Here is a 25231-nt window from a genome sequence, read left to right as displayed (position 1 = left end):
ACCGGCCGCTCACTCGGCGCAGCGGTGCCCCCGGCCACGGCGGCCCTTCCGGCCCGGCGTCCGTGCCGGCCGCGCCCGCGAGGGGGACGGCCGGTCCGGCACCGCCGACACCACGGCCACCCATCAGCAGCGGCGGTCACAGCCCTGCCGGGTGAGGCCTCTCGCAGCCGTCCGCCGTGCCGCAGTTCACAAGGGGAGGGCACACGACCGGGGCGACACCGCACGCGGCGCCTGCGGATCCGCCTCGACGCGAGGGCCGCGCGGCGGCTCCGTCACGCCGCCGTACGGCGCACCGCGTCGCGCAGGACCGCGGCGCCGCCGCCGCGGGCGTACACCTCGCGCTGCCGGCGTGCGCCGGAGCCGACCGAGGTCAGACGGTCGATGCCGGCGCGCACGATGTACAGGTCTCCCGCGTCCTTCAGGGCGTCCTCGACGTGGCCGACCAGGGTCTCGACGACCTTGTGCGCGCCCGCCGGGCGGAAGGTGCGCGGATCGAGCAGGGCGCCGTCCAGCCCGGAGCGGCTGGCGCGCCAGGAGGCCAGCCGGAGCAGGGCCAGGTCGTCGCCGGGCGCCGGGCGGCCGTCGGCCCACTCGCGGGCGGCGGTCTCGACCAGGCCGCGGACCAGCGCGGCGAGCACCACCGCGTCCTGGTACTCGGAGCACACGTCGCAGACGCGCACCTCCACCGTGGGGAACTTCGCCGAGAGCCGGGCGTCGAAGTAGAGCATGCCCTGATCGATCAGGATCCCCGTGGCCAGCAGCCGCGACACCGCGGCGCGGTACCCCTCGGCGGAGCCGAAACCCCGCGTCGGGCCCGCCGTGGGCCAGCGGCCGAAGACCTGGTAGCGATAGCTCGCGTACCCCGTGTCGGAACCCTGCCAGAGCGGCGAATTGGAGCTGAGCGCCAGCAGCGGCGGCAGCCAGGGGCGGATGCGGTCGACGACGGCGACGCCCTCCTCGTCCGACTCCACCCCCACGTGGACGTGGCAGCCGCAGGTCAGCGTCTCCTGCGCGGTGAGGCCGAAGGCCTGGGCCATCCTGCGGTAGCGGCCCCTCGGGGTGAGCCGGGGCGGAACCGCCACGGGCGAGGTACCCAGCGCCGCCACCGCGACGCCCTCCGAGCGGGCGAGGCCGGCCGCCCTCCGGCGCCAGGCGCGCAGCTCCTCCCCGAGCTGGTCGAGGGTGACGCAGGGGGAGCTGTTCAGTTCGAGCTGCTGCTGCTGCAGCTCGGCCACCAGTTCCCGGGACCAGGGGCCGCCGTCCAGCACCGCGTCCGCCACCGCGCGCGGTTCCCCGGACCGTGCGTCCACCAGGAGAAGCTCTTCTTCCACTCCCACGGTGCGTGCCACCCCCTTCCGATACCCGCTGAGCCCGCCGCTACCCGTCCGCCGGCGTCACCCGGCGGACAGCAGGTGGTCCATGGCCCGCCGGCACAGGGCTTGCGCCTCCTCGCCCGCCGTGGACGTCACGCTGAGGAACAGCCGCCCGCCCAGCCCCACCACGATCACCAGCGGCGCCCCGGACAGGCTGGTGTGCGCGGCGCCGTGGACGGCGGTCAGCCGCAGCGGTCCGTACGCCTCGGGGAGGTCCAGACGCGTGTTGCTCACGGACACGTCGAACCGGGGACCGCGCGACTCGCCGCGCCGCAGCAGCGCGCCGACGGCGCGGTGCGGGAGGAACGAGGTCAGCCGGAAGACGCGTACGAGCGGCCGCAGCTCCTGCGGGGTGAGCCGGGCGTGGATTCCGGTCCTGGCCTCGCGCGCGGCCGCCCACAGGTCGTCCGCCGCGCCGTCGACGGGGACGACGAAGCTCGCCGCGTACAGGCCCATGGCCTCCCCGGGCGGCGGTTCGAGCACCCGGCGCAGGTCCGCGGCGACCGCGATCCGGGCGGGGCGGCCGGGCGCGGCGGCCCGTGCGAAGGCCGCGCACAGGGCGGCCTGCAGCGTCGCGCCCTGCGCCCGGCACCGCTTGAGCAGCAACTCCGTCTCCTCGCGCTCCAGCGACCACGCGCGGTAGGCGAGCCGTCCGTCCGGGGGGTACGGCGGCCGTACGGGCCCGCCCAGGGCGCGGGCGGTCTTCAGCAGGTCCCCGGGGCGGGCGCGCGGGCCGGGGATCAGCTCGTCCGCGGGCGCCGCCAGCACCGGCACCGGGCCGGCACCGGATCCGTCCGCCCCGGCCCGATGGTGCGCGCCGGCGGGCAGCGCGGGGCCGGGCGGGGGAGCGTCCGCCGGGTCCGGGCAGCCGAGACGCGTCAGCAGGTCGCGCATGACGACGCCCGCGGAGACGGCGTCGGCGACCAGGTGGTGGTAGACGGTGACGAGGTCGAAGGCCTCGCCCGCGTCGACGAGCACGAAGCGGGCGAGGGGACCGGTGCGGGTGTCGAAGGGCCGCGGGAGCTCCTCCTCCACCACGCGGGACCAGGCGCCCGCGTCGCCGTCCCGGACCACCCGCACCGCCGGGTCCGGCACCCCGGCCGTGGTCAGCCGTCCCTGCCACCACCCGGGGTCGGCGACCCGGACGCCCAGCAGGGGGTGGCGGCGCCGGACGGCGGCCACGGCCGCGCGGACCCGCTCGGGCGTGGTGCGGCCCTCGACGCGTGCCACGGCGGCGATGTTGACGGGGAGCCGCTCACCGGCGGCCCAGATGACGCGTTCGTACGGGGACAGTCGGCGGCGCACGGGATGCTCCCTTCCTCGCGGGGCGGTCAGCGGTTCAGGGCGCCGCGCAGCCCCTCGGGGAGCGTGACGGCGGGGCGGTACGGGAGCCGGCCGCCGGGGGCGCAGGTCCACGCGGGATGCAGCGCCTCGGCGACCTTGTCGGGGTTGAGCGCCGACGCGCGGCCGAACAGCCGGGCCGCCGCCATCGCCAGTGGCCCGGGGATGTGCACCACCCGCGGCGCGCGGCGGCCGAGTGCGGCCGCGACGGCGGCGCCGATGTCCTCCCAGCGGTGCTCGGTGCCGTCGCACACGTGGTAGGTGCCCACCTCCGTGGTGGCGGGGTCGGCGGCCGTGATCAGTGCCCGGCACAGGTCGTCGACGTGGATCAGCGAGTAGTGCCGCGGCCCGGGCCTGCCGACCGCGGGCAGCAGGCCCGTGCGCACCGCCGCCACCAGCCTCGGCAGGAACTCCGGGTCGCCGGGGCCGTAGACGATCGGCGGCCGCACCACGACCGCCGGCAGCCGGTCCGCGGCGTCCCGCACCGCCCACTCGCCGCCGAGCTTGCTGCGCCCGTACGCGGAGACCGGCTCCGGCGGCGCGTCCTCGTGGCGGCGCCGCCCGGGGCCGGAGGCGGCCAGCGACGAGCAGTACACCAGGCGGGGCGGTACGGCGGCCGCCGCGGCGGCCTCGCACAGCCGGCGCGTCCCGGCGGCGTTGACGGCCGCGTAGGCCCGCGGGTCGCCGGCCTTGGTGACCCCCGCCAGGTGGACGATCCGGTCCACACCGCGCAGCGCGACGGCCAGCCCGGCGCCGGTGACGAGGTCGCCGGGGACGCTGCGGGCGCCGGGCACGTCGCGGCCGCCGCGCACCAGCGCGGTCACCTCGTGGCCGCGGGCGGTGAGATGGCGTACGAGGTGGCCGCCGACGAAGCCGGTGGCGCCGGTCACGAGGTACCTCACCGCAGGCCCCCGCCGTCGCGCTCGTACAGCCGGTGCGTCCTGAAGTGCACCCCGCCCATGGCCTGCGCGTGCCGGTTGGAGCCGCGGTTGTCCTCCAGGATCCAGGACAGGTCGGTCTCGGTGTAGCCGAGCCGGAACGCCGCGCGCTGCGCGTCGGCGAGCAGCACCGCGACCAGCCCGCGGCTGCGGTGCTCCTTCCGCACGCCCGACGTGCCGCCCCTGACGCGGGTGATGCGCCCCATCGCCCGGCTGATCCGCAGCATGCCGATCGGCAGCCCCCAGGTGGTGAGCCTGCCCCGCGCGGCGCGCAGCGCCTGGTTCACGTCGGGCACCCACAGGGTGAAGGCGGCGGGTTCCCCGTCCACTTCGGCGATCCGCACCAGCTCCGGGTGGACGACCGACTTCAGCTGCGCGGCCATGTGCTGGAACTCGGCGTCGGTCAGCGGGACGGAGGCGTAGTTCTCGGCCCAGGCGTCGTTGTAGATGTCCCTGATGACGGCCATGTCGTCCTCGTAGTGGTCCCGGTCGAGCGGCCGCACCCGCACGGCGGGGTCGGCCAGGGTGCGTGCGGCGACCCGGGCGATCGCGGCGGGCGGCTCGCCGTCCGGGGGCATCGGCACCAGCCAGGACAGCAGGTCCTTGGCCTTGCCGAAGCCGCAGCCGGTCAGCAGGTCCGCGTAGTACGGCGGGTTGTACGGGATGCCCACGCTCGGCGGCCCGTCGAATCCGTCCACGAGCACCCCGCACTCGTCGTTGACGGAGAAGCTGAGCGGGCCGAGCATCCGGGTCAGCCCGCGCCCGGCGAGCCACGCCGCCGCCGCGTCGAAGAGGGCGCCGGCGGCCTCGAGGTCGTCGGCGCACTCGAACAGCCCGAAGTGACCGCACGTGAAGTCGTGCCGCTCCTGGAAGCGCGGGTCGGCGACGGCGGCGATCCGGCCGACGGTCCGGCGCCCCCGGCGGGCGAGGAAGAGCCGCGCCTCGGCCGTGTCGAAGAAGGGGTTGCGGCGCGGGTCGAGGAAGGCGCGCATCTCCCGCTCCAGCGGCGCGACCCAGTACGGGTCGTCGCGGTGGAGCGCGTACGGCAGCCGCACGAAGGCCGTCGTGGCGGCGCGGTCCCCGACGGGGGTGACGGTGACCGCGTTCACCGGGCCACCGCCTGGGCGGGCAGGTCCGGGACCCGGCCGACCCGGCGCCCGGCGGCGGCGAAGGCGTCCAGGATCCGCTCCAGGTGGACGTCGGAGTGGGTGGCCTGCACCGTCACCCGGATCACGCACCGCCCCTCGGGGACGGCGGGGGCCCCGACGGCGTTGGCGAACACGCCCTCGTCGAGCAGCGCCTGCCACATGAGCGCGCACGTGGTGGCGTCCCCGATGAGGACGGGCACGACCGGGGTGACCGAGTCCCCTGTGTCGTAGCCCAGCGCGCGCAGTCCCGCGCGCAGTGCCTCCGCCAGGGCGAGCACGCGCCGGCGCCGCCAGGGCTCGGCCGCCGCGATGCCGAGCGCGGCGATCCCGGCGGCCAGCGCGGCCGGCGGCATCGACGCGGAGAAGAGGATGGAACGGGCGCTGTAGCGCAGGTAGTCGATGACGTGCGCGGGCCCGGCGAGGAACCCGCCGGTGGAGCCGAAGCACTTGGACAAGGTGCCGGTGAACAGGTCGACCCGGTCCATGAGCCCGAAGTGCTCCGCGACCCCGCGCCCGCCCGGGCCGAGCAGCCCGATGTCGTGGGCGCCGTCCACGACGAGCCGGGCGCCGTGCCGGGCGGCGAGTTCCGTCAGCGCGGGGAGCCGGCACAGGTCGCCGTCCATGGAGAACATCCCGTCGGTGACGAGGACCTTGCCGGCGGTCGGTTCGGCGGCCGCGGCCTGCTCCAGGAGGGTGTCCAGCCGCGCGGTGTCCGAGTGCGGGTACAGCACGCGGCGCCCGGCGCCGAGCCGGATGCCGTCGACCAGCGAGGCGTGGTTGGACATGTCGCTGAAGACGATGTCGCCGCGGCCGATCAGGGCGGCCACCGCCAGGTTCGCCTGGAAGCCGGTGGTGACCACGGCGGCCGCCTCGGTGCCCAGGAAGTCCGCGATCCGCGCCTCCAGTTCGCCGTGGAGGGGGAGGGTGCCGTTGAGGGTGCGCGCACCGGAGCAGGACGCGCCGTAGCGGGTCAGCGCCTCGGCCGCGGCCGCCGTCACGCGGGGGTCCGTGGACAGGCCCAGGTAGTCGTTGCAGCCCGCCATGACGACGTTCCGGCCCTCGACGACGGCCTCCCCGTCGCCTGTCATGTGCATGGTGCGGTAGAAGGGCCGGACGCCCGTCTCCACCATGGCCCGCACGAAGGTCGACGACGACAGGTCCTTGCGGAACGCGTCCGTGGCGTCCTGGATTTCGGTCACTGGCCTTCGGTCTCCCTTAGGTGAGCGGCGAGTGGATGGTCAGCCGGGCGATGTCGGCCATGCTCGGCCCGGCGTGCCGCACCGGCGGGGCGGCGGCCCGGGCGCCGGGCAGCTCGCGGGCGAAGGCCCGGGCGAAGGCGAGCGCCTGCGCGCGGGCCAGATGGGACCCGAGGCAGTAGTGCAGGCCGCCGCCGAAGGCGAGCAGCCGCTGCGCCGGCCGGTCCGGGTCGAAGACGTGCGGGGCGGCGAAGCGCTGCGGGTCGCGGTGCGCCGCGCCGATGAGCGCGTGGACGACCCGCCCGGCGGGCACCGGGCGGCCGCCCAGTTCGGTGTCCGCGTCCGTCACACGGGTCACCACCCGTCCCGGCGGGTCCCAGCGCAGCAGCTCGTCCGTGAGCGGCCCCGCGAACCCCGGGTCCTGGCGGATCCTTTCGGCAAGCGCGGGGTCGGCGGTCAGTGCCAGCGCCGTCCCGGCCAGCAGCGCCGCCGTGGTGGGCACCCCCGCGGAGAACAGCGTCAGCAGCAGGTAGCGGGCCCCCGCCGGGTCCTCCGCGGCCCACCGCGAGAGCAGGTCCCGCGCGGGGTGCCGCAGCCGCTCGGCCAGCGCGCGGTCGTACGCGTCGAGCAGGGCCAGCGCGGCGGCGTCCGCCCGCCGTACGACGCTGGGCGGCGCGGCGAGTTCCTCCACCCGCACCATGGCGGCGCTCTCGGCGGCGAGCCACCCCCGGTCGATCCACTCCGGGAGCCCGGCCATCTCCGCCAGGACCGCGGTGGGCAGCGGCCGGCAGACCCGGGCGACGACGTCCGCGGCGCCGTCGCGGCGCACGGCCGCGGCGAACTCCCCGACGTGGCGCTCGGTGAGCGGCTCCACGAGCCGCTCCGCCGCCTCCCGCACGACCCGGGGGGCCAGCACCGCGTTGAGCGGGCGGCGGCGCGCGGTGTGCTCCGGCGGATCCTGCTGCAGCGGCGTCTCGCACAGCCCGACCGTGCTCGCGCTCGCCCGCCACCCCGGGCGATGGGCGTCGCGCCACCGGGCCCCCAGGGTGAGCCATTCGCGTCCCGTCAGCACCTGCCGGCACTCCTCGTACCCGGTGACCAGGAGCGCGCCCCACGGCGTCGGCACCAGCGGCCCCGCCGCGGCCAGCGCGTCGTACGCCGCGGCCAGCGCCTCCGGCTCCACGGCCCTGCGCCACTGCCGGACGAGGCCCGCCGCGGAACGCGCGTCGAGGGCGGTGGGCTTCGGGGGCAGCATCACGTGGCTCATGTGTCAGGAACGGACTTCGGCTCGGAGGCGGGCGGGAAAGCGCCGCGGGGCACGGCGCGCGGGGCGGTGTAGGGGCGGTGTACGCCGGGCTGGCGGCGCCCCCGAGAGTGCTCTGCCGGAGGTGTTCCGATCCAGTCACACAGGCGCTTTTCACCCACCCGTGGACGTAATTCGCCTTTCCCCCACGCGGTCCGCTACGGTCGACCGTCCGTGTCCGGACCGCCCCGGGTCCCCCGCAGGTGGTTCGTGAGCGGCCCACGCCCCCGGCGCGGCGCACCGGGCAGGGTGTCGCGGCATCGCCTCACCCGCCCTGTCACAACCTCACCGACACCTCGACCTGGGTGTGGGTGACGACAAAGCCGTTGACGTGCACTTTGATCACCGACATGAAGTCGTCGCCGTCCACGCGCCGAGCCATGTCGAGGAGCGGTGAGCGATCGGTCGCGGCGAGCACGGCCCCCTCCGTCCCGATTCCGTGCAGTCCCATGAACATCAACAGGGTCCGGGCCTGGGACTGGTAGTGGCGGAACGGATTGGCGGCCTTCACGATGAGCGCGTAGTCGGCGGTGAGGGCGCCTGAACTGTCGTACTCCGGGGCGTAGCTGTGCCCGTTCAGATGGATGGTGCGCCCGGTGGGGTCGAAGGATAAGCCGGCGGGACTGAGGGATCGGATGGCGCGCGCGGCCACCACGTTGGCCTTTCCGGATCCCAGGACGATGAGGTTCTTCGACCGCAGTTCGTCGTCGGAGACGTCGGTGCTGACGCGGAAGTAGTTCTGCGTGCGGAACCGCTGGAGGAGCGCCGTCGCCTTCACCAGGGCGCGCACCTCGCTGGCACTGCAGCGGGGCACGTCGTTGGCGTGCCGGGCCGCGCGGGCCGACAGGATGATCAGACTCTCCGCCCGGAAACGGAGAGCCTCCGCCCAGATCTTTCTGTACCGCCTCGCGCGGAACCTCCACAGCGAGATCGCGATCGTGGCGCCGGCCAGTGAGTAGATCAGACTCGAGATGATTCCGGTGGCTATAGAGGAGAATGCGGCTCCCACTGGTCGGCTCCTCCGGGTCGCTTCTAGGCGGTGAAGGTCTCTTCCATGCTGTTCCTGACCGTGTTCAGCAGGTGACGCGAGAATTCTCCGGCCTTTTGCTCGGACCGGGGGGTGGGGGAGTCGACGTAGTATTCGGTGGCGTCCAGGACGTGGTCGAAGACTCCGGGATCGGGCCCGTACTCGATGCCGTACAGCGAGCGGAACCTGGCCCGGGAATCGGCGTCCTTCCTGTCGATGATGTCCGCGTAGTGCCGCAACGGGCGCCGCTCGCCGGGCGAATGGGCCAGTCGCGCCTTGCGGCACCGGGTCTCGTGGCTGCAGGAGAGCCAGATCCTGAGCGCGCCGCGGGGGGCGAACCACGGGAGGGCCCAGGAGTCGAACACCGTGTTCTCCTGGATTTCCGCGAGGCGGGCCATCTCCATGTCGAGCCATCGGTCCGGGTCTCCGGAGTCGCGCAAGCGGGCGACCGCGTCGAAACCGTCGCCCCAGATGTCGTGCCGCATTCGCGGAGGGATTCCGAGCCGTTGGATCAGGGTTTCGGAGGCCGATACGTAGCGGTAGCCGAGCTGCCGTGCCAGTTCCGTGCCGAACCGGGTTTTTCCGCTGGCTGTCAGTCCGGAGATGACGACATTCAAGCTGGGGACTCCTCGGCTCGTCGCGTGCTCTTGCACCATAGTGTTCCCCCGGCGCGTCGCGCGGGAGGCTTCCGACGTGTATCCCCGCGACTCCTCTCGGCGGCCCGGGACGCGGCGGAGCCTGTGCCCCCGTCCTCTGCCGCCCCGGATCCCGGTGCCGCTCTCGCTGCGCACGACCCCGCGGGCCGTGCGTTCCGTCGGGTGCCCGCAGTCGGAGTCCGGCGCCTGCTCCCGCGATGGGGGCCCCGGAAGCGGCCCCCGGAAGGCGCCGCGCCCCGGGCTCCGGGCCCGGGGGCCCGGGCGCGGGGTGGGGGCGGAATAGCCCGATGGGGCATCCGGTTGAAAAGGGTGGTTGAATAATCAACGAACATAGACGACGGAGGAGAGTGAAGCCGGTGCAGTTCGGGATCTTCACCGTGGGTGACGTGACCATGGACCCCACGACCGGCAGGACGCCGACCGAGCACGAGCGGATCAAGGCCATGACGGCGATCGCGCTCAAGGCCGAGGAAGTGGGTCTGGACGTCTTCGCGACCGGCGAGCACCACAACCCGCCGTTCGTGCCCTCGTCCCCGACGACCATGCTCGGCTGGATAGCCGCCCGCACGGAGAGGCTGGTCCTCTCCACCTCGACCACGCTGATCACCACGAACGACCCGGTGAAGATCGCCGAGGACTTCGCGATGCTGCAGCACCTGGCCGAGGGCCGCGTCGACGTGATGATGGGCCGCGGCAACACCGGACCGGTCTACCCCTGGTTCGGGCAGGACATCCGGCAGGGCATCCCGCTGGCGATCGAGAACTACGCGCTGCTGCACCGGCTGTGGCGCGAGGACGTCGTCGACTGGTCCGGCCGCTTCCGCAGCCCGCTGCAGGGCTTCACCGCGACGCCCCGGCCGCTGGACGACGTGGCGCCCTTCGTGTGGCACGGCTCCATCCGCTCGCCGGAGATCGCCGAGCAGGCCGCGTACTACGGTGACGGCTTCTTCCACAACAACATCTTCTGGCCGTCCGACCACACCAAGCGGATGGTCGAGCTGTACCGCACGCGTTACGCGCACTACGGCCACGGCACCCCGGAGCAGGCCATCGTCGGCCTGGGCGGCCAGGTGTTCATGCGCAAGAACTCGCAGGACGCCGTCCGGGAGTTCCGTCCGTACTTCGACAACGCGCCGGTGTACGGGCACGGCCCGTCGATGGAGGACTTCACCGAGCAGACCCCGCTGACCGTCGGCTCGCCGCAGCAGGTCATCGAGAAGACGCTGGGCTTCCGCGAGTACGCGGGCGACTACCAGCGCCAGCTGTTCCTGATGGACCACGCGGGACTGCCGCTGAAGACCGTGCTGGAGCAGCTCGACCTGCTCGGCGAGGAGGTCGTGCCCGTGCTGCGCGAGGAGTTCGCCAAGGGCCGTCCCGCGGACGCGCCGGAGGCCCCGACGCACGCCTCGCTGGTGGCGCGCCGCGATGCGCGGGCCCTGGAGGCGAAGGAGGCTGTGAAGTGACCCTCGCACCCCTGAGGCTGGTGGTCGTCTCGGCGGGCCTGAGCACGCCGTCCTCCACGCGGCTGCTCGGCGACCGGCTCGCCGAGGCCGTACGGCGGGCCGTCGCGGACGGCGGCCGTGCGGTCGACGTCCGCGTGGTCGAACTGCGCGACCTGGCCGTGGACATCGCCAACAACATGGTCACCGGCTTCCCCGGCCGCGCCCTGGCGGAGGCCGTCGCGGCCGTGACGCGGGCGGACGGCCTGATCGCCGTCACGCCGGTCTTCTCGGCCTCGTACAGCGGGCTGTTCAAGTCCTTCTTCGACGTCATCGACAACGACGCGCTGTCCGGCAAGCCCGTGCTGATCGCCGCCACCGGCGGTACGGCCCGGCACTCGCTGGCGCTGGAGCACGCCCTGCGGCCGCTCTTCGCCTTCCTGCGGGCCGTGGTCGTCCCGACCGCCGTGTACGCGGCGTCGGAGGACTGGGGCGGCAGCGGCGACGCGCTCACCGACACCCTGCCGACCCGCATCGCCCGCGCCGCGGGCGAGCTGGCGGCGCTCCTGGCGGCACGGCCGTCGGCCCCCGTGACCGCGGTGGATACGGTCGTTCCGTTCGAGCAGCAATTGGCCGCCCTGCGGCCCGAGTAGGAGAGACGATGGCACTGCGCGTCGCCGACAACCCCGGCAAGTCCCGTTTCGAGATCTTCGACGCGGCGGAGGAGGGCGGTGCCGAAGAGGTGGCCGGCTTCGCCGAGTACCACCTGTACCGGGACCAGATCGCGTTCATCCACACCGAGGTGGACCCCCGCTTCGGCGGCCGCGGCCTCGGCGGCGCCCTCGCCCGCGCCGCGCTGGACGCGGCCCGCGAGCGGGGCCTCGCGGTGCTGCCCTTCTGCCCGTTCATCCGCGGGTGGATCGGCAAGCACCCCGAGTACGTGGACCTGGTGCCGGAGGGCGAGCGCCCGCGCTTCGGCTTCTGAGGCCGGCGGCGGCAGCGGGGGAGTGCGGCGGGCGGCGGCGTCGGCGGCGGTCGGGGCGGGCGGAATGGATCCGGTTGGTTGAATGTTAAATCGACCGTGCGGGTCCGGACCGGGCCCGCCGGGACCGCCGAGGAGGGCGTCATGCCTGCCGTGACCGTGGAGAACACCCTGCTGCTGCCCCGGGTCGCCGAACCCGACCCGGTGACCGCGCAGCAGCGCCCCGTCCGCCGGGTGACCTCCGCACCGCAGGGCTTCGAGGGCGAGGGCTTCCCCGTGTACCGCGCCTTCGCGGGCGTGCCGGCGCGGGAGCTCGACCCGTTCGTCCACATGGACCAGATGGGCGAGGTCGAGTACGCGCCCGGCGAGCCCAAGGGCACCGCGTGGCACCCGCACCGCGGCTTCGAGACCGTCACGTACATGATCGACGGCCGCATGGAGCACCAGGACTCGCACGGCGGCGGAGGCACCATCACCGACGGCGCGACGCAGTGGATGACGGCCGGCAGCGGCATCCTCCACATCGAGGCGCCGCCGGAGGACCTGGTCGTCTCCGGCGGGCTCTTCCACGGCGTCCAACTGTGGGTGAACCTGCCGCGGGCGAACAAGTGGAACGCGCCCCGCTACCAGAGCATCGAGGGCCCGGAGTCCGCGCTGCTGTCCTCGCCCGACGGCGGCGCGCTGGTCCGCGTCATCGCCGGAGAGGTCGCGGGCCACGCGGGACCGGGGAGCACCTTCACCCCGATCACGCTGGTCCACGCCACCGTCAGCCCCGGCGCGCGGCTGGTCCTGCCCTGGCGGGCGGACTTCAACGCCCTCGCCTACGCGCTGTCCGGGCGCGGCACCGCGGGCGCCGAGCGCCGCCCGCTGGACGCGCACCAGATGGCCGTGTTCGGCGGCGGCGACACCCTGACCCTGGAGGCCACCGACCACCCCGACAGCCGCACCCCCGCCCTGGACGTCCTGATCCTCGGCGGCCGCCCGATCCGCGAACCGGTCGCGCACTTCGGCCCGTTCGTGATGAACACCAAGGCCGAGGTCATCCAGGCCGTCGAGGACTTCGAGCGGGGCCGGTTCGGACTGGAGCCGGCCGGCCGCATGCCGCACACCACACCCGGAGAGGAGCTCGCGTGAACACCGTCACCACCCAGGGGTCCTACGCCTCCCACGAGGAGACCACGGCGGAGCGCTGGGCGCGCGCCGGCCTCTACTTCGAGGCCAAGGAGTACACCGAGGCGGCCCGGCTGCTCACGGCCGTCGTCGACGAGGTGCCCGAGCAGGTCGCCCCGCGCCTCCTGCTCGCCCGCGCCTACTACCACTCCGCCCAGCTCGGCCGCGCCGAGGAGCAGTTGCGCGTGGTCGTCGAGCGCGACCCGGTCGAGCACTACGCCCACCTGATGCTGGGCCGCACCCTCCAGCGGCAGGGCCGCGAGGCCGAGGCCGCCCCCTGGCTGCGGCTCGCCGCCGCCTTCGCGGGGGAGCCGCTCCCGGAGGACTGAGCCGGTGCCGGGCCCCGGTGAGGGGCCCGGCGGCATCACATGGCGCCGCCGTTCTAAAGGCTGGGCAAAGCGCCCGGCAGGGCGGCGGCGCCGCGCGTATGTTCTCCTGCGGCTTCGGCGGCTACTACGGGGGGAAAGCCGTGTCCGAACGGTCAGGCACGTCGTCCGCGCTCGGCTGGGCGCTCACCATCACGTTCAACATCGTCCTGCCGGTCCTCACCTACGGCCGGCTCACCGACGCCGGATGGAGCGAGTTCTCCGCCCTGCTCGTCTCCGGCGTGTGGCCGGTGCTCGACACCGCCATCACGCTCGCCTGGCGGCGCAAGGCGGACGAGTTCGCCGTCATCACCCTCCTCTTCCTGGTGATCAGCGCGGTCGTCACCGTCGTGGGACCGCACTCCACGCGCCTGCTGCTGGTCAAGGACTCCGCCGTCACCGGCCTGTTCGGGGTGGTCTGCCTCGCCAGCCTGCTCGCACCGCGGCCGCTGATGTTCTACTTCGGGCGGAAGTTCGGCACCGACGGCACCAAGGAGGACGCCGAACGGTTCGACGGCCTGTGGCACTACGAGGGCTTCCGCCATGTCATCCGCATCATGACGGTCGTGTGGGGCGTCGGCTACGTCCTGGAGGCCCTCACCAGGATCGGCCTCTCGTACCGGCTGTCGACCGCCACCATGGTGACGGTCAACTCGGTGCTGTCGTACGCCGTCACCGGTGTCCTCATCGCCTGGACGGTCCTCTACGGACGGCGCGCCGCGGCCCGCGGCAAGGAGCGGGAGCGGCAGGCCGCCGAGGCGGAGGCGGCGGCAGCCGCCCAGGGAGGGGCCGGAGAGGCCGCCGCGGCGCCCGGCGCACCGGGGGCGTGACGGCGGCGGCAGGGCAGGGCGCGCGTTCGGCAGGCCGAGCGCTTCGGTCACCCTTGCCGCCGCGTCGGCCGGGCGGGTCGTGGCCACCGAACGGCCGTTGCCGGTAGACCGGCTGCCATGGAGAGCGAGAGCGGGACCGAAGGGCAGCGGCGGCCGGTGGTCGCCACGGAGCGGGGCTCCGTGCGGGGGGTGACCGAGGAGCGGGGGGTGGCGGCCTTCCGCGGTATCCCCTACGCGGCCTCGCCGGTCGGCGCGCTGCGGTTCGCCCCGCCCGCCCCGCCGCCCGGCCGGCCCGGCGTCCGCGTCGCGGCCCACGCGGGCCCCGACGTACCGCAGGCGCCGTCCCGGCTGGCCGTCGTCACGGGCCCGCACGAGACGCACGGGGACGAGGAGGGCTGCCTCACCCTCAACGTGTGGAGTCCCGAGGGGGCGCTCGAGCCCGGCGCCGCCCCGCGGGCCGTGCTGGTGTGGTTCCACGGGGGCGGCTTCACCACGGGTTCCGGCGGCTGGGACTGGTACGACGGCGCGCGGCTCGCCGCCCTCGGCGGCATCGTCGTCGTCACGGCCAACTACCGCCTCGGAGCGCTGGGCTGGCTTTACCTGCCGGAGATCGGTGCGGACAACCTGGGCAGCCGGGACCAGGCCGCGGTGCTGTACTGGGTGCGCGACAACATCGCGTCCTTCGGCGGCGACCCGTCGCTGATCACGGTGGGAGGGCAGTCGGCCGGGGCGTACTGCGCGCTCTGCCTCGCCATGGACCCCGGGACACGGCCCCTCGTCCGGCGGGTGATCGCCGAGAGCGGGCCGTGGGGGCTCGCACCGCAGGAGCCCGCCGAGGCGGTCGAGGTCGCCGCCGCCTATCTGCGCGTCCGGGGCGTCAGGCATCTGTCGGAACTGCGGGAGATGACGGCCGAACGGATGGTGTCGGCGTACGGGCGGCTGTCGGCCGAGCGCGCCAGGCCCGGCGCGGTCGGACCGCCGATGTACCCGGTGCTCGGCGGGGCCGGCCTGCCCGTCGCCCCGTTGGCGGCGGTTGCCGCGGGCGGTCTGGACGGCAAGGACGTCCTGCTGGGCAGCACGCAGGACGAGATGACGGCCTTCCGCGCCGCCTCTCCGGCCGGCTTCCCCATGGAGGGTGCGACAGAGCGGGTCTTCGGGGCCGGGGTGACCGAGATCGCGTCCCGCTGCGCCGAGCGCGGGCGGCCCGCGTACGCCTACCTCTTCACGCGGCGGCCGCCCGGGGACGACGGCAGGCTCGGCGCCACGCACTGCTCCGAACTTCCTTTCCTCTTCGGCAACTTCGAGGCGTTCGCGGAGGCGCCGATGCTCGGCGCGGTGGACGGGTCCGACCGCGCGCTCGCCCGGGCCTTCGGCGGGGCGCTCGCCTCGTTCGTGGCGACCGGCCGCCCGGACGGCGGCGCGGGAGGCGGGGCGGGCGAGGGGCGCGGGCCGTGGCGGCCGTACGAGCCGGGGACGGGCGCGGAGGTGCGGAGGTTCGGGCCGCCGGTTCATTGACCCTTTCGGGGGATCGCACAGATATTCGAACACGGGATACGCTGCGGGCATGTCGAATTCAGGCGATGAGCGAGACCTCTTCTCGGATCCCGACCGCACCGCGCCGTTCGCGGTGCGCGGTCCGGCACCCGTCCTCGACCCGTTCCGGACCGCCGGCCCCGCGCGTGCGGCCACGGCCCCGGCCGCACGCGCGGCGGACGGCCCGGGGAGCGGGGCCATAGCCCCACTCCCCGGCGCCGAGGGCTGACAGCGCCGTCGCGGCGACGTACGGCGCGGGCCGGCCCTGAGCGGGAGCCGGTACGCCGCGGCCCGGCCCCCGTGGCGTCGGGGGCCGGGCCGGAGCGTCCTCACCGGGTCCGCCGGGTCAGCGGCCCACGCCCGAGGGCTCGACCGCTGCGGGGGCGGTGGCCTGCCGTACCGGGGCGGGCGCGACGGCCGCCTCGTCGTGGGTCATGTCCGGCAGCCAGCCGAGCCACTTGGGCAGATACCAGTTGCGCTCGCCCAAGAGGGACATCACCGCGGGCAGCAGCACACCGCGGATGACGGTGGCGTCGATGAGCACCGCCGCGGCCAGGCCCACGCCCATCTGCTTCATGCTCTGCATGGACAGCGTGCCGAAGATCGCGAAGACCGCCACCATGATGACCGCCGCGCTGGTGACCACACCGGCGGTCGTCGTGATGCCGTGCCGGATCGCGCCCTGTGTGGTCAGCCCGCGCATCCGCGCCTCGCGGATCCGGGAGACCACGAACACGTGGTAGTCCATGCTGAGCCCGAAGAGGATCACGAACAGGAAGAGCGGCAGCCAGGCCACGATCGCGCCCACGCCCTCGGCGCCCACCAGGCCGGCGCCCCAGCCGTGCTGGAAGACGATGGTGAGGATGCCGTAGGCGGCGCCCACCGACAGCAGGTTGAGCACGATCGAGGTGACCGCGATGGTCAGCGAACGGAAGGAGAGCAGCATCAGCAGGAAGGCGAAGGCCACGACGAAGGCGAACACCGGGGGTACCGCGTCGCCGATCTTGTCGGTGAAGTCCATCGACGCCGCGGTCGAGCCGCCGATCGGCGCCGTGAGACCGGCCACATCGCCCAGGGTGCCCGGGCGCACCTCGTCACGCAGGACCTTCAGCGAGGCCTCGGCCTTCTCCTCGTCGGTACCGCCCGTCAGCGGCACCTTCAGGACGGCGACGCCCTCCTTCTCGTGGAGCTCGGTCTTCACCGGGCCGGGGGAGGCGCCCTCGGCCACGGCCGCCCGGGAGAAGGCGTCGATGGCCTGACGTACCTCGGGCGAGGTGATGTCCGAGGCCTTGACGACCACCTGGGCCGGGTCCGGACCGCCGGGGAACGCCTTGTTGATGTCCTCGTACGCCCGAACGACCGGCAGGCCGTCACCCAGTTCCTGGCTCAGGGTCAGGTTCGCGGTGTTCAGGCCGACCGCCGGGACGGCGAGCGCGACCAGCGCCCCGCCGGCCACGGCCGCCGCCACCACCGGGCGGCGCAGCACGGCCCCGAGGATCGCCCGCCATACGCGGGACTCCCCGCCCGTCCCCTTGCCGCGGCGGCGCAGGAAGGGGATCCGGCCCTTCTCGACCCGCTCGCCCAGCAGGGACAGCAGCGCGGGCAGCACCGTGACCGAGCCGAACATCGCCACGGCCACCACCATCATCGTGGCCAGGCCCATCGCCTTGAAGTCGCCGATGCCGGTGAAGAGCATGCCCGCCATCGCGACGATCACGGTCACGCCGGAGACCAGTACCGCCCGGCCGCTGGTGGCCGCAGCGATCCGCAGCGCCGTCTGCGCGTCGTGACCGGCCTCCCGCTCCTCACGTTCACGACGCAGGTAGAAGAGGCAGTAGTCGACACCGACCGCCAGGCCGACCAGCAGCATCACGGAGTTGGCGGTGTCGCTCATGTGGACTGCGTGGCTCACCACGGCCACCAGGCCGGTCGTGGCGAGGAAGGCCGTCATCGCCAGCAGCACCGGCAGCAGCGCGGCCACCAGCGCGCCGAAGGCGATCAGCAGGATGCCGAGCGCGACCGGCAGCGCCGAGTACTCGGCGCGCTGGAAGTCGCTGCCGAACGCGTCGTTGAAGACCTTCTCCGAGCTGGCCGCGCCGAACTGCTCGACCTTCAGGTCCTTGTGCTTGTCCTGGACACCGCTGACGGCCTCGACGACCGGTTCGACCCGGTCGGGCGCTGTCTGCGGGTCGCCCCGCATGTCGAACCTCACCAGTACGGACCGGCCGTCCTCGGAGATCGCGCCGACGTCGTACGGCGACTGGACGGATGCGACCTGGCCGGTGCCCTCGACCGCGGCGACGACCTCCCCGACCACGGCGCGGAACACCGGGTCGGTGGCCTGCAGGGAACCCCCTGCCGCCTGGACCAGCACCATTTCGCCGGCCGGTTCGTCGTTCAGCCCCGCGTCGTCCAGGATGGCCACCGCCTGCCCGAACTCCCCGGGCACCTCCTCCCGGTCCGTCAGGTCGACCCGCCCGGCCATCGAGCCGATGACCAGCGCGAGTACGACGAAGAGCAGCCAGCTCCCGACCGCCGTCCAGCGGTGCCGGGCGCTCCAGCCGCCCATGGCGGCGGCGATGCCCTGTCCGCGCACCGTCCCCGCGGTACGTGCCCTGCCGTGTGCGCTTGCCACGGTTGCGAACCCCCTCGAAGCCGGGCGGTGGAACCTCACCACCGCCTCGCCCTCGACGCTATGGGCCCGCGGGACAGCGCCCCATCCGGCTGACAGGTGAACCGGCGGCGGGTTTCTCCTCCCCAGGGAGTGGGGAAAACCCCCGCCCACGGGAGTGGTGCCCCCTACAACGACCGTCGTCCCGGTGTCCGGCCGCACGAAGACGCGAGGCGGCAGCCCCATGTCCCGCCGTCAGGGTGAGCGGCACGCGGGGGCGGCTCCGTGGTCTGCTTCCTTCTCCCGCTCCTCTGCACAAGGAATCCCAGCGCGCCGGCTTCCCGCCCCCGCATCCTCCCTTCGGGGAACCCGGCGCCTTATCCGGGCTACTGCCGGTAGCCGGCCAGGAAGCGCCCGATGCGGCTGATGGCGGCGTCCAGGTCGTCGGCGCGGGGGAGGGTCAGGATGCGGAAGTGGTCCGGGCGCGGCCAGCTGAAGCCGGTGCCCTGGACGACCTGGATCTTCTCGCGGAGCAGCAGGTCGAGCACGAACTTCTCGTCGGAGCGGATCCGGTGCACCTTCGGGTCCAGCCGCGGGAAGGCGTAGAGCGCGCCCTTGGGCTTGACGCAGCTGACGCCGGGGATCTCGTTCAGCTTCTCCCAGGCCTTGTCGCGCTGTTCGTGCAGCCGTCCCCCCGGCAGGATCAGGTCCTTGATGCTCTGCCGTCCGCCGAGCGCGGCCTGGATCGCCTGCTGGGCCGGGACGTTGGGGCACAGCCGCATCGAGGCCAGCATCGTCAGGCCCTCGAGGTAGCTCTTGGCGTGCTGCCGGGGCCCGGTGACGACCAGCCAGCCGGAGCGGAAGCCCGCCACCCGGTACGCCTTGGACAGTCCGCTGAAGGTCAGGCAGAGCACGTCGGGTGCGAGCTGTGCCGCCGAGTGGTGCACGGAGTCGTCGTAGAGGATCTTGTCGTACACCTCGTCGGCGAAGACCACCAGGTGGTGGCGGCGCGCCAGGTCGAGCATCCCCTCGAGCAGTTCGCGGGGGTAGACCGCGCCCGTCGGGTTGTTGGGGTTGATGATGACGAGCGCCCGCGTACGACTGGTGATCTTGGAGGCGATGTCGTCGAGGTCGGGGAACCAGTCCGCCTGCTCGTCGCAGAGGTAGTGCACCGCCTTGCCGCCGGCCAGGTTCGTCACGGCCGTCCACAGCGGGAAGTCGGGAGCCGGGATCAGCACCTCGTCACCGTCGTCGACGAGGGCCTGGACGGCCATCTGCACCAGCTCCGACACCCCGTTGCCGAGGAAGACGTCGTCCACGCCGACATCGGCGAGCCCGCGCTCCTGGTAGTGCTGGGCGACCGCTCGGCGGGCCGACAGGATGCCGCGCGAGTCGCTGTAGCCGTGCGACGCGGGGAGCGTGCGGATGATGTCCTGCAGGATCTCCTCGGGCGCCTCGAACCCGAACAGCGCCGGATTGCCCGTGTTGAGCCGCAGCACGCTGTGCCCCGCCTCCTCCAGCGCGTTGGCGTGCTCGATCACCGGCCCCCGGATCTCGTAACAGACGTCGGCCAGCTTGCCCGACTGCTTGTACTCCATGCGACGGCCTCCCGATCCGGTCCCGCGGTCCTGCCCGGTACGCTGCTCTCCTTGGTTTTACCAAGTGCGCGCTTGGAAAGTCCAACTCCTTGTCTACACTGGGGATCATGCCGCGCCGAAGTTACGACCAGTACTGCTCCGTCGCCCGGGCCCTGGACACCGTCGGGGAGCGCTGGACGCTCCTGATCGTCCGGGAGCTGCTGGCGGGCCCCCGCCGGTACACCGACCTCCACGCCGACCTGCCCGGCGTCAGCACCGACGTCCTCGCCTCCCGGCTCAAGGAGATGGAGCGCGACGGCCTGGTCACCCGCCGCCGCCTCGCGCCGCCCGGCGCCGCGTACGTCTACGAACTCACCCCGCGCGGCCGGGAACTGCTCGGCGTCCTCGGCGCCCTCGCCGAATGGGGCGCGCCGGAGCTGCGGGACCCCCGGCCCACCGACGCCGTCCGCGCGCACTGGGCCGCCGTGCCCCTCATGCGGCACCTCGCCGCGCTCCCCGGGATCCCCGCGGGGGTCGTCGAGGTCCGCCTCGACGAGGGCGCCTTCCACATCGAACTCGGCGGCGGGACCCCCTCGTACGCCGACGGCCCCGCCAAGCGCCCGGACGCGGTCGTGGCACTGCCCCCGGGAGCCGTCCGGGGCATCGCCGGCGCCCTGAGGGACGGGGATGCCGAGGTCACCGGCGACGGCCCTCTCGCGGACGCCCTTCGCGGGGCGTGAACCGCGGTACGGTGCCCGGGTGGAGCGTCGCCGCGTGGAACTCGGCCGGGTCCAGGAGACCCTGCTCATACCGCTGCGGGCGCGCGCGGACGAGACGCGCCGCCGGCGTCCGCTGACCCGCGACCCCCGGTCGGTGGAGGTGGCCGACGCCCTCGACCGCGACCTGACGCGCGTCGGCGGCCGGCTGAGGCTGCTCGGCCCGGTGTTCCGCGGCGTCGTGCTCGACGAATGGGTACGGGAGTTCCTGGAGGAGCACCCGTCGGGCACCGTCGTCGAGATCGGCGTCGGCCTCAACACCCGTTACGAGCGGCTCGACAACGGCGCCGCCACCTGGGTCGAGATCGACCTGCCGGACGTCATCGCGCTGCGCCGCGAGCTCTTCGCGGAACACGACCGCCGCCGCATGGCCGCGGGCTCCGCGACCGAACCGGACTGGGCGGCGGCCGTCGCGGCCGCCCCCGGCCCCTACGTCTTCGTCTTCGAGGCCGTGCTCATCTACCTCTCCGAGGACGGCGCCCGCTCCGCCGTCGACGTCATCCGCGACCGGTTCCCCGGCTCGGTCCTCCTGATGGACACCGTCGGTTCCGCGGAGGCCCGCCGCCCGCGCGCCGTCAACGTCGGCTGGAGCTGCGACGATCCGGGCGAACTGGCCGCCTGGGGGCTGCGGCTGCGCGACTCCCGGACCCTGTGGGACCTCCCGCCGCAGGCCCGCGCACGGCTCACTCCAGGGCGACGCCTGCTGAGCGCGCTGCTCGACCGCGCCTCGCGCGGCGCAGGCACGCGGCTGAGCCGCTTCGACGTCGACGGGTGGTAGACGCACCGGGGCGGGCGGAGGGTGTTCGTTCGGCTGGCCCGCCGCTGTGCGCCCGCAGGGCGCGAGACGGCGCGGACAGCCGAGCCCTCCACCGTGACCACCCCCGGTCATGGCAGCTACGGCACCGGCGGTACGCGGCTCCAGACCGGCGGCGCGGCCGGGCCGCGCCCGCTGCGGCGGGCGGCCCGCGCCGCGATGCCCAGCACCAGTCCGGTGACGGCCGACGCGAAGCCGAACAGCGGCCCCAGGGCCAGCAGCAGGGGGCCGGTACGGTCCTCCAGCACGCGGGCCCGGACACCGGCGGCGGGGAGGGTGCCCGACTGGTCCCGGACGAAGTAGCGGGAGTCCATGGAGTCCGCGCGGTGGTCGCCCAGCAGGAACAGCCGTCCCTCGGGCACCGTGACGTCGAACGCGGGCGCCCCGCCCGACGGATCCCCGTCCTTCACGTACGGCTCGGACAGCTCCTCGCCGTTCACCGTCACCGGTCCGCCGCGCCGCTCCGCGACCCGGTCGCCGCCCTCGCCGATCACGCGCTCGAGTACCGGCCCGCCCTGGTAACGGCCCTGCCCGTCGATCAGCACCACGTCGCCGCGCCGCACCTCGTCCGCCCCGATCCGCTCGAACAGGAGCCGCTCACCGGGGGAGTAGCCGGGCTCCATGGCCGCGCTGGAGACCGTGCCCGTCGTGTAGTCCGTCCGGGACGTCACCACCGCACCGACCAAGAGCACCAGCCCCACCGGTCCGAGCACCCACGCCGCGATGCGCCGCCGTCTTCCTGCGTCTGTCATGGCCCCTCCCTGGAGTCCGTGTACGGCGACGGTAGGGCACCGTCCTCCCGCCGGAACCATGGCCCCCCGGGTACCGCCCCGGTACCGTCGACGGGGAGCACCGGGGGGTGGGGGATGTCCGCTACGCACGTCCGCGCGCAAGTGGCGCCCTTCGCCGCCGTGCCGGTGCTCGGGGTCGCGGCCGCGGTCGCCGCCGTGCTGACGGCGCTGTCCGGCCGCTACGGCTTCCACCGCGACGAGTTGTACTTCCTCGTCGCCGGCGACCACCCCGCCTGGGGCTACGTCGACCAGCCCCCGCTCACCCCGCTCGCGGCCCGCCTGTCCACCGCGGTCTTCGGTGACACGCCCGCCGGGCTGCGGGTGGTGGCCACCCTCGCCTGCGCCGTGACCGTCGTGACCGTCGCCGCCGTCGCCCGTGAACTGGGCGGCGGGCGGGCCGCGCAGGTGCTCGCGGCGGCGTGCACGGCGGTCTCCGGATTCGTCCTCGCCGTCGGCCACCTGGTCTCCACCGCCACCTTCGACATGCTCGCGTGGGTGGTCGTCTGCTGGCTCCTGCTCAGGCTGCTGCGCACCGGCGACCGCCGCCTGTGGCTCGCGCTGGGCGCGGCCCTCGGCTTCGGGATGCAGAACAAGTACCTGATCGCCCTGCTGGCCCTCTCTCTGCTCGTGGCGCTGCTCGCCACCGGACCCCGGCAGGTGCTACGCGGCTGGTGGCCGCTCGCCGGAGCCGCCGTCGCGCTCGCGGTGGCCCTGCCCAGCCTGTGGTGGCAGGCGGCGCACGGCTGGCCCCAGCTGACCGTGGCGGGCGGCATCAGCGCGGACGACGGCGCCGAGAACCGTGTGCTGTTCGTGCCCCAGCAGATCGTCTTCCTCTCACCGGTGTTCGTCCCGGTGTGGATCGCGGGAGGGCTGCGGCTGTGGCGCGATCCCGCGCTGCGGTGGGCGCGCGCGTTCGTCCCGGCCTACCTCCTGCTCGCCGTCGTGGTGGTCGTCTCGGGCGGCAAGCCGTACTACTGCCTGCCGTTGCTGCTCGTGCTGCTCGCGGCGGGCTGCGTCACCTCCGTCTCCCGGCCGCGCGCCATGTGGCCGGCCGTGGCGCTGACGGCGGTCATCAGCGCCCTGATCTCGCTGCCCGTGCTCCCGCCGGGCGTGGTGGGCGCGGTGAACGGCGTCAACAAGGAGCAGGGCGAGCAGATCGGCTGGCCGCAGCTCGCCGACGCCGTCGCCGAGGCCTGGTCCGACGTGCCCGCCGCCGACCGGCCCCGCGCGGTCGTGTTCGCCCAGAACTACGGAGAGGCCGGCGCCCTGGCGCACTACGGTCCCGCCCGCGGCCTGCCCGCCCCCTACTCCGCCCACATGAGCTTCGCCGACTGGGGCCCGCCTCCTGACTCCGCCACCGGCCCGGTGCTGCTGGTACGTCAGGAGGACTCCGACGGCGTCGAACGCCGTTTCACCGGCTGCCGGCGGGTCGGCCGCGTCGACAACGGCCAGGATGTCGACAACGAGGAACAGCACGCCGCGATCGTCCTGTGCACGGGCCCGAACGAACCGTGGTCACAGCTGTGGCCCGCGCTGCGCCACTACTACTAGGCCGGTACGACACGGGAAAATGAGGGGGCCGGGCCGGGGGAGCCGGGTTACGGTGGCAGCACTCGATGATCACGCTCCCTGAAGGACGCCGCAGAACGGGAGCGGCCCGCACGGTCGGTCGTGCGGTCACGGAGGGGCGGCACCACATGTCCCTGCCCTTCCGGAGGAGCTCCCCATGAAGATCGGACTCGGCCTTCCCGTCGACGACCCCGCCGCGCTGACGACCTGGGCCCGCCGCGCCGACGACGGCCCCTTCAGCAGCCTCGGCCTGCTCGACCGCCTCGTGTACGACAACCCCGAACCGCTGGTCACCCTCGCGGTGCTCGCCGGGGCGACCCGCAGGATCCGGCTGCAGACCGAGGTCCTCATCTCCCCGTTCCGCGACACCGCCGTCCTGGCCAAGCAGGCGGCGACCCTGGACCGCCTCTGCGGCGGCCGCTTCACCCTCGGCATCGGAGTGGGCGCGCGCGAGGACGACTTCCGCGCCGCGGGCGCCGACTTCCACCGCCGCGGCCACCTGCTCGACGAGCAGATGGCGGTGCTTCGCCGCCTGTGGGCGGGCGACCCGTACGGCGAGGGGACCGGGCCGATCGGCCCCGCCCCGGTGACCCCGGGCGGGCCCGAGGTGCTGTTCGGCGGCTTCGTCCCGGCCGCACTCGACAGGGTCGGCCGCCACGGCGACGGCTTCCTGGGCGCCGGAATGCCGCCCAAGGCGATGGACCGGCTCTTCCGCGAGGCGGAACGGAGCTGGGAGCGGCACGCGCGGCCCGGGCGGCCCCGGCTCGTCGCCCAGGCCAACGTCGCGCTCGGCCCGGACGAGGTGGTCTCCGCGGCCCGCGCCAACATCCGCGCCTACTACGCCTTCAGCGGGTTCGCCGACCGAGTCGCGGAGGGACTGCTGACGACCCCGGAGCAGATCCGGGACGCTGTCGCCGGCTACGGGGGCACCGGAGCCGACGAAGTGATGCTGTACTGCTGGGCGTCGGACCCCGGCCAGGTGGAGCGCCTCGCGGACGTCGTGACCTGACGGCCCCTGCCCTGCCCGCGCCACGCCTCAGGCCAGGGCCAGTGACCGACGCGGCAGCAGCGCCTCGTCGAAGCGCCGCAGCAGCAGCCGTGCGACCTCCGGGGCGTCGCCGAGGACGTCGGCGAGGACGTCCGCCCCGGAGGCCAGGGCGCCGCGGGCGATGCGGTCGGGCAGGAAGCCCGGCGCGATGACGTACGGCGCGACGGCGACGTGCCGTACGCCCTCGGCGCGCAGCGCGCGCACCGCCTCGTCCGTGGTGGGAAGGGATGCGGAGGCGAACGCAGGCCGCACGGCGCACCAACCGGTACGCCGCCACTCCCGCGCGATTTCTGCGATCACTGCGATCGCCTCCGGGTCGGAGGAGCCCGCCGAGGCCAGGACGATCCCGGTCGAGGGGCGGTCGCCGGGGCCGAGCCCGGCTTCGCGCAGCCGCCGCTCCAGGGCGGCCTGCAGCAGCGGTGAGGGGCCGAGCACGTCCGCCCGGCGCACGCGCATCCGGGCGTGGCGCGCCGCGGACTCGCGCAGCGCCGCGGGGATGTCCGCCTTGGCGTGGAAGGCGCGGGTCAGCAGCAGCGGCAGCGCCACCACGTCGCGCACGCCCTCCGCGGCCAGCCGGTCCACGACCTGCGGCACGTTCGGCGCGCAATGGTCGAGGAAGGCCGTCTCCACCCGCAGCCCGGGGCGGGCCGCCCGGACCCGCTCGGTCAGGGCGTGGACGGTCGAGGCGTGCCGTGGGTCGCGGCTGCCGTGGGCGATGACGAGGAGGACGTGCCGGGCGCTCAC

Annotated in this window: 24 protein-coding genes; 12 read left to right on the top strand and 12 right to left on the bottom strand. The window is 74.3% G+C overall.

Annotation, left to right across the window (positions count from 1 at the left end; translation table 11 throughout):
* Positions 1 to 272 precede the first annotated feature (272 nt).
* From B085_RS0134510 to B085_RS0134475, 8 genes are all read right to left on the bottom strand, one after another.
* A complete protein-coding gene (locus B085_RS0134510) occupies positions 273 to 1349 on the bottom strand; it encodes a carboxylate-amine ligase (protein ID WP_037733033.1) in 1077 nt (358 codons plus the stop codon).
* A 45-nt stretch (positions 1350 to 1394) separates the two neighbouring features.
* Positions 1395 to 2678 (bottom strand): condensation domain-containing protein, encoded by a 1284-nt coding sequence (locus B085_RS0134505; protein ID WP_018563169.1) that lies wholly within the window; start codon positions 2676 to 2678, stop codon positions 1395 to 1397.
* A gap of 26 nt (positions 2679 to 2704) precedes the next feature.
* Entirely contained in the window at positions 2705 to 3604 is a 900-nt protein-coding gene (locus B085_RS0134500; protein ID WP_018563168.1) for an NAD-dependent epimerase/dehydratase family protein, read from the bottom strand.
* A gap of 8 nt (positions 3605 to 3612) precedes the next feature.
* Positions 3613 to 4761, bottom strand: a complete 1149-nt coding sequence (locus B085_RS44745; RefSeq protein ID WP_018563167.1) for a hypothetical protein — start codon at positions 4759 to 4761, stop codon at positions 3613 to 3615.
* Positions 4758 to 5999: an aminotransferase class I/II-fold pyridoxal phosphate-dependent enzyme gene (locus B085_RS0134490; RefSeq protein WP_018563166.1), complete on the bottom strand. Its 1242-nt coding sequence runs from the start codon at positions 5997 to 5999 to the stop codon at positions 4758 to 4760. Before B085_RS0134490 ends, B085_RS44745 begins: the two co-directional genes overlap by 4 nt.
* A gap of 16 nt (positions 6000 to 6015) precedes the next feature.
* Entirely contained in the window at positions 6016 to 7263 is a 1248-nt protein-coding gene (locus B085_RS0134485; RefSeq protein WP_158689883.1) for a cytochrome P450, read from the bottom strand.
* Between the two features lie 313 nt (positions 7264 to 7576).
* Complete coding sequence (locus tag B085_RS0134480; protein ID WP_018563164.1) at positions 7577 to 8308, bottom strand: hypothetical protein; 732 nt, start codon at positions 8306 to 8308, stop codon at positions 7577 to 7579.
* Positions 8309 to 8331: 23 nt separating this feature from the next.
* Positions 8332 to 8943, bottom strand: a complete 612-nt coding sequence (locus tag B085_RS0134475) for an AAA family ATPase (protein ID WP_158689882.1) — start codon at positions 8941 to 8943, stop codon at positions 8332 to 8334.
* Positions 8944 to 9338: 395 nt separating this feature from the next.
* On the opposite strand from B085_RS0134475, the gene B085_RS0134470 reads away from it, so the two are divergent.
* The 8 genes from B085_RS0134470 to B085_RS49770 all read left to right on the top strand — a co-directional run bounded on the left by B085_RS0134470 (position 9339) and on the right by B085_RS49770 (position 15530).
* Positions 9339 to 10445, top strand: coding sequence for an LLM class flavin-dependent oxidoreductase (locus B085_RS0134470; RefSeq protein WP_026251741.1), 1107 nt, complete (start codon positions 9339 to 9341; stop codon positions 10443 to 10445).
* A complete protein-coding gene (locus B085_RS0134465; protein ID WP_018563161.1) occupies positions 10442 to 11074 on the top strand; it encodes an FMN reductase in 633 nt (210 codons plus the stop codon). Before B085_RS0134470 ends, B085_RS0134465 begins: the two co-directional genes overlap by 4 nt.
* A gap of 8 nt (positions 11075 to 11082) precedes the next feature.
* Complete coding sequence (locus B085_RS0134460; protein WP_018563160.1) at positions 11083 to 11406, top strand: GNAT family N-acetyltransferase; 324 nt, start codon at positions 11083 to 11085, stop codon at positions 11404 to 11406.
* A 141-nt stretch (positions 11407 to 11547) separates the two neighbouring features.
* Complete coding sequence (locus tag B085_RS0134455; RefSeq protein ID WP_026251740.1) at positions 11548 to 12537, top strand: pirin family protein; 990 nt, start codon at positions 11548 to 11550, stop codon at positions 12535 to 12537.
* Complete coding sequence (locus B085_RS0134450; protein ID WP_018563158.1) at positions 12534 to 12902, top strand: tetratricopeptide repeat protein; 369 nt, start codon at positions 12534 to 12536, stop codon at positions 12900 to 12902. Before B085_RS0134455 ends, B085_RS0134450 begins: the two co-directional genes overlap by 4 nt.
* A gap of 140 nt (positions 12903 to 13042) precedes the next feature.
* Positions 13043 to 13768 carry a VC0807 family protein gene (locus B085_RS0134445; RefSeq protein WP_234018722.1) on the top strand — a complete coding sequence of 242 codons (726 nt, stop codon included), beginning with the start codon at positions 13043 to 13045 and terminating at the stop codon, positions 13766 to 13768.
* Positions 13769 to 13885: 117 nt separating this feature from the next.
* Positions 13886 to 15283, top strand: a complete 1398-nt coding sequence (locus tag B085_RS0134440) for a carboxylesterase family protein (protein ID WP_018563156.1) — start codon at positions 13886 to 13888, stop codon at positions 15281 to 15283.
* Between the two features lie 49 nt (positions 15284 to 15332).
* Positions 15333 to 15530: a hypothetical protein gene (locus B085_RS49770; protein WP_158689881.1), complete on the top strand. Its 198-nt coding sequence runs from the start codon at positions 15333 to 15335 to the stop codon at positions 15528 to 15530.
* Between the two features lie 117 nt (positions 15531 to 15647).
* Here the strand turns inward: B085_RS49770 and B085_RS44740 are convergent, their stop codons facing one another.
* Complete coding sequence (locus tag B085_RS44740; RefSeq protein ID WP_051102239.1) at positions 15648 to 17870, bottom strand: MMPL family transporter; 2223 nt, start codon at positions 17868 to 17870, stop codon at positions 15648 to 15650.
* Between the two features lie 428 nt (positions 17871 to 18298).
* Entirely contained in the window at positions 18299 to 19510 is a 1212-nt protein-coding gene (locus tag B085_RS0134430; protein WP_018563154.1) for a pyridoxal phosphate-dependent aminotransferase, read from the bottom strand.
* A gap of 107 nt (positions 19511 to 19617) precedes the next feature.
* Here B085_RS0134430 and B085_RS0134425 point away from each other — a divergent pair, with 107 nt between their 5' ends.
* Together B085_RS0134425 and B085_RS0134420 are read left to right on the top strand one after the other, a co-directional pair.
* Positions 19618 to 20229: a winged helix-turn-helix transcriptional regulator gene (locus B085_RS0134425; RefSeq protein ID WP_018563153.1), complete on the top strand. Its 612-nt coding sequence runs from the start codon at positions 19618 to 19620 to the stop codon at positions 20227 to 20229.
* A gap of 19 nt (positions 20230 to 20248) precedes the next feature.
* A complete protein-coding gene (locus tag B085_RS0134420; protein WP_026251738.1) occupies positions 20249 to 21043 on the top strand; it encodes a class I SAM-dependent methyltransferase in 795 nt (264 codons plus the stop codon).
* A 116-nt stretch (positions 21044 to 21159) separates the two neighbouring features.
* On the opposite strand, the gene lepB is transcribed toward B085_RS0134420, so the two are convergent.
* Positions 21160 to 21831, bottom strand: a complete 672-nt coding sequence (gene lepB / locus B085_RS0134415; protein ID WP_026251737.1) for a signal peptidase I — start codon at positions 21829 to 21831, stop codon at positions 21160 to 21162.
* 114 nt (positions 21832 to 21945) lie between these two features.
* Between lepB and B085_RS0134410 the strand changes: the two genes are divergently transcribed.
* Both B085_RS0134410 and B085_RS0134405 read left to right on the top strand, forming a co-directional pair.
* The gene (locus B085_RS0134410; RefSeq protein ID WP_037733031.1) at positions 21946 to 23421 is read left to right on the top strand and encodes a glycosyltransferase family 39 protein; all 1476 of its coding nucleotides are present in this window, start codon (positions 21946 to 21948) and stop codon (positions 23419 to 23421) included.
* 175 nt (positions 23422 to 23596) lie between these two features.
* Positions 23597 to 24448: an LLM class flavin-dependent oxidoreductase gene (locus B085_RS0134405; RefSeq protein ID WP_018563149.1), complete on the top strand. Its 852-nt coding sequence runs from the start codon at positions 23597 to 23599 to the stop codon at positions 24446 to 24448.
* 27 nt (positions 24449 to 24475) lie between these two features.
* On the opposite strand, the gene B085_RS0134400 is transcribed toward B085_RS0134405, so the two are convergent.
* Positions 24476 to 25231, bottom strand: coding sequence for a sirohydrochlorin chelatase (locus tag B085_RS0134400; RefSeq protein WP_018563148.1), 756 nt, complete (start codon positions 25229 to 25231; stop codon positions 24476 to 24478).

This window comes from Streptomyces sp. BoleA5 (assembly GCF_000373665.1).
Lineage (GTDB): Bacteria > Actinomycetota > Actinomycetes > Streptomycetales > Streptomycetaceae > Actinacidiphila.
The sequence above is the reverse complement of the archived record's forward strand: the minus strand, read 5'-3'. Positions and strand labels throughout refer to the sequence as shown.

Excerpts from the sequence above, each read along its gene's own strand:
- B085_RS0134485 (WP_158689883.1), bottom strand. The coding sequence starts at position 7,263 with ATGAGCCACGTGATGCTGCCCCCGAAGCCCACCGCCCTCGACGCGCGT.
- B085_RS0134460 (WP_018563160.1), top strand. The coding sequence starts at position 11,083 with ATGGCACTGCGCGTCGCCGACAACCCCGGCAAGTCCCGTTTCGAGATC.
- B085_RS0134455 (WP_026251740.1), top strand. The coding sequence starts at position 11,548 with ATGCCTGCCGTGACCGTGGAGAACACCCTGCTGCTGCCCCGGGTCGCC.
- B085_RS0134440 (WP_018563156.1), top strand. The coding sequence starts at position 13,886 with ATGGAGAGCGAGAGCGGGACCGAAGGGCAGCGGCGGCCGGTGGTCGCC.
- B085_RS49770 (WP_158689881.1), top strand. The coding sequence starts at position 15,333 with ATGTCGAATTCAGGCGATGAGCGAGACCTCTTCTCGGATCCCGACCGC.
- B085_RS44740 (WP_051102239.1), bottom strand. The coding sequence starts at position 17,870 with ATGGGCGGCTGGAGCGCCCGGCACCGCTGGACGGCGGTCGGGAGCTGG.
- B085_RS0134430 (WP_018563154.1), bottom strand. The coding sequence starts at position 19,510 with ATGGAGTACAAGCAGTCGGGCAAGCTGGCCGACGTCTGTTACGAGATC.
- B085_RS0134425 (WP_018563153.1), top strand. The coding sequence starts at position 19,618 with ATGCCGCGCCGAAGTTACGACCAGTACTGCTCCGTCGCCCGGGCCCTG.
- lepB (WP_026251737.1), bottom strand. The coding sequence starts at position 21,831 with ATGACAGACGCAGGAAGACGGCGGCGCATCGCGGCGTGGGTGCTCGGA.
- B085_RS0134410 (WP_037733031.1), top strand. The coding sequence starts at position 21,946 with ATGTCCGCTACGCACGTCCGCGCGCAAGTGGCGCCCTTCGCCGCCGTG.
- B085_RS0134405 (WP_018563149.1), top strand. The coding sequence starts at position 23,597 with ATGAAGATCGGACTCGGCCTTCCCGTCGACGACCCCGCCGCGCTGACG.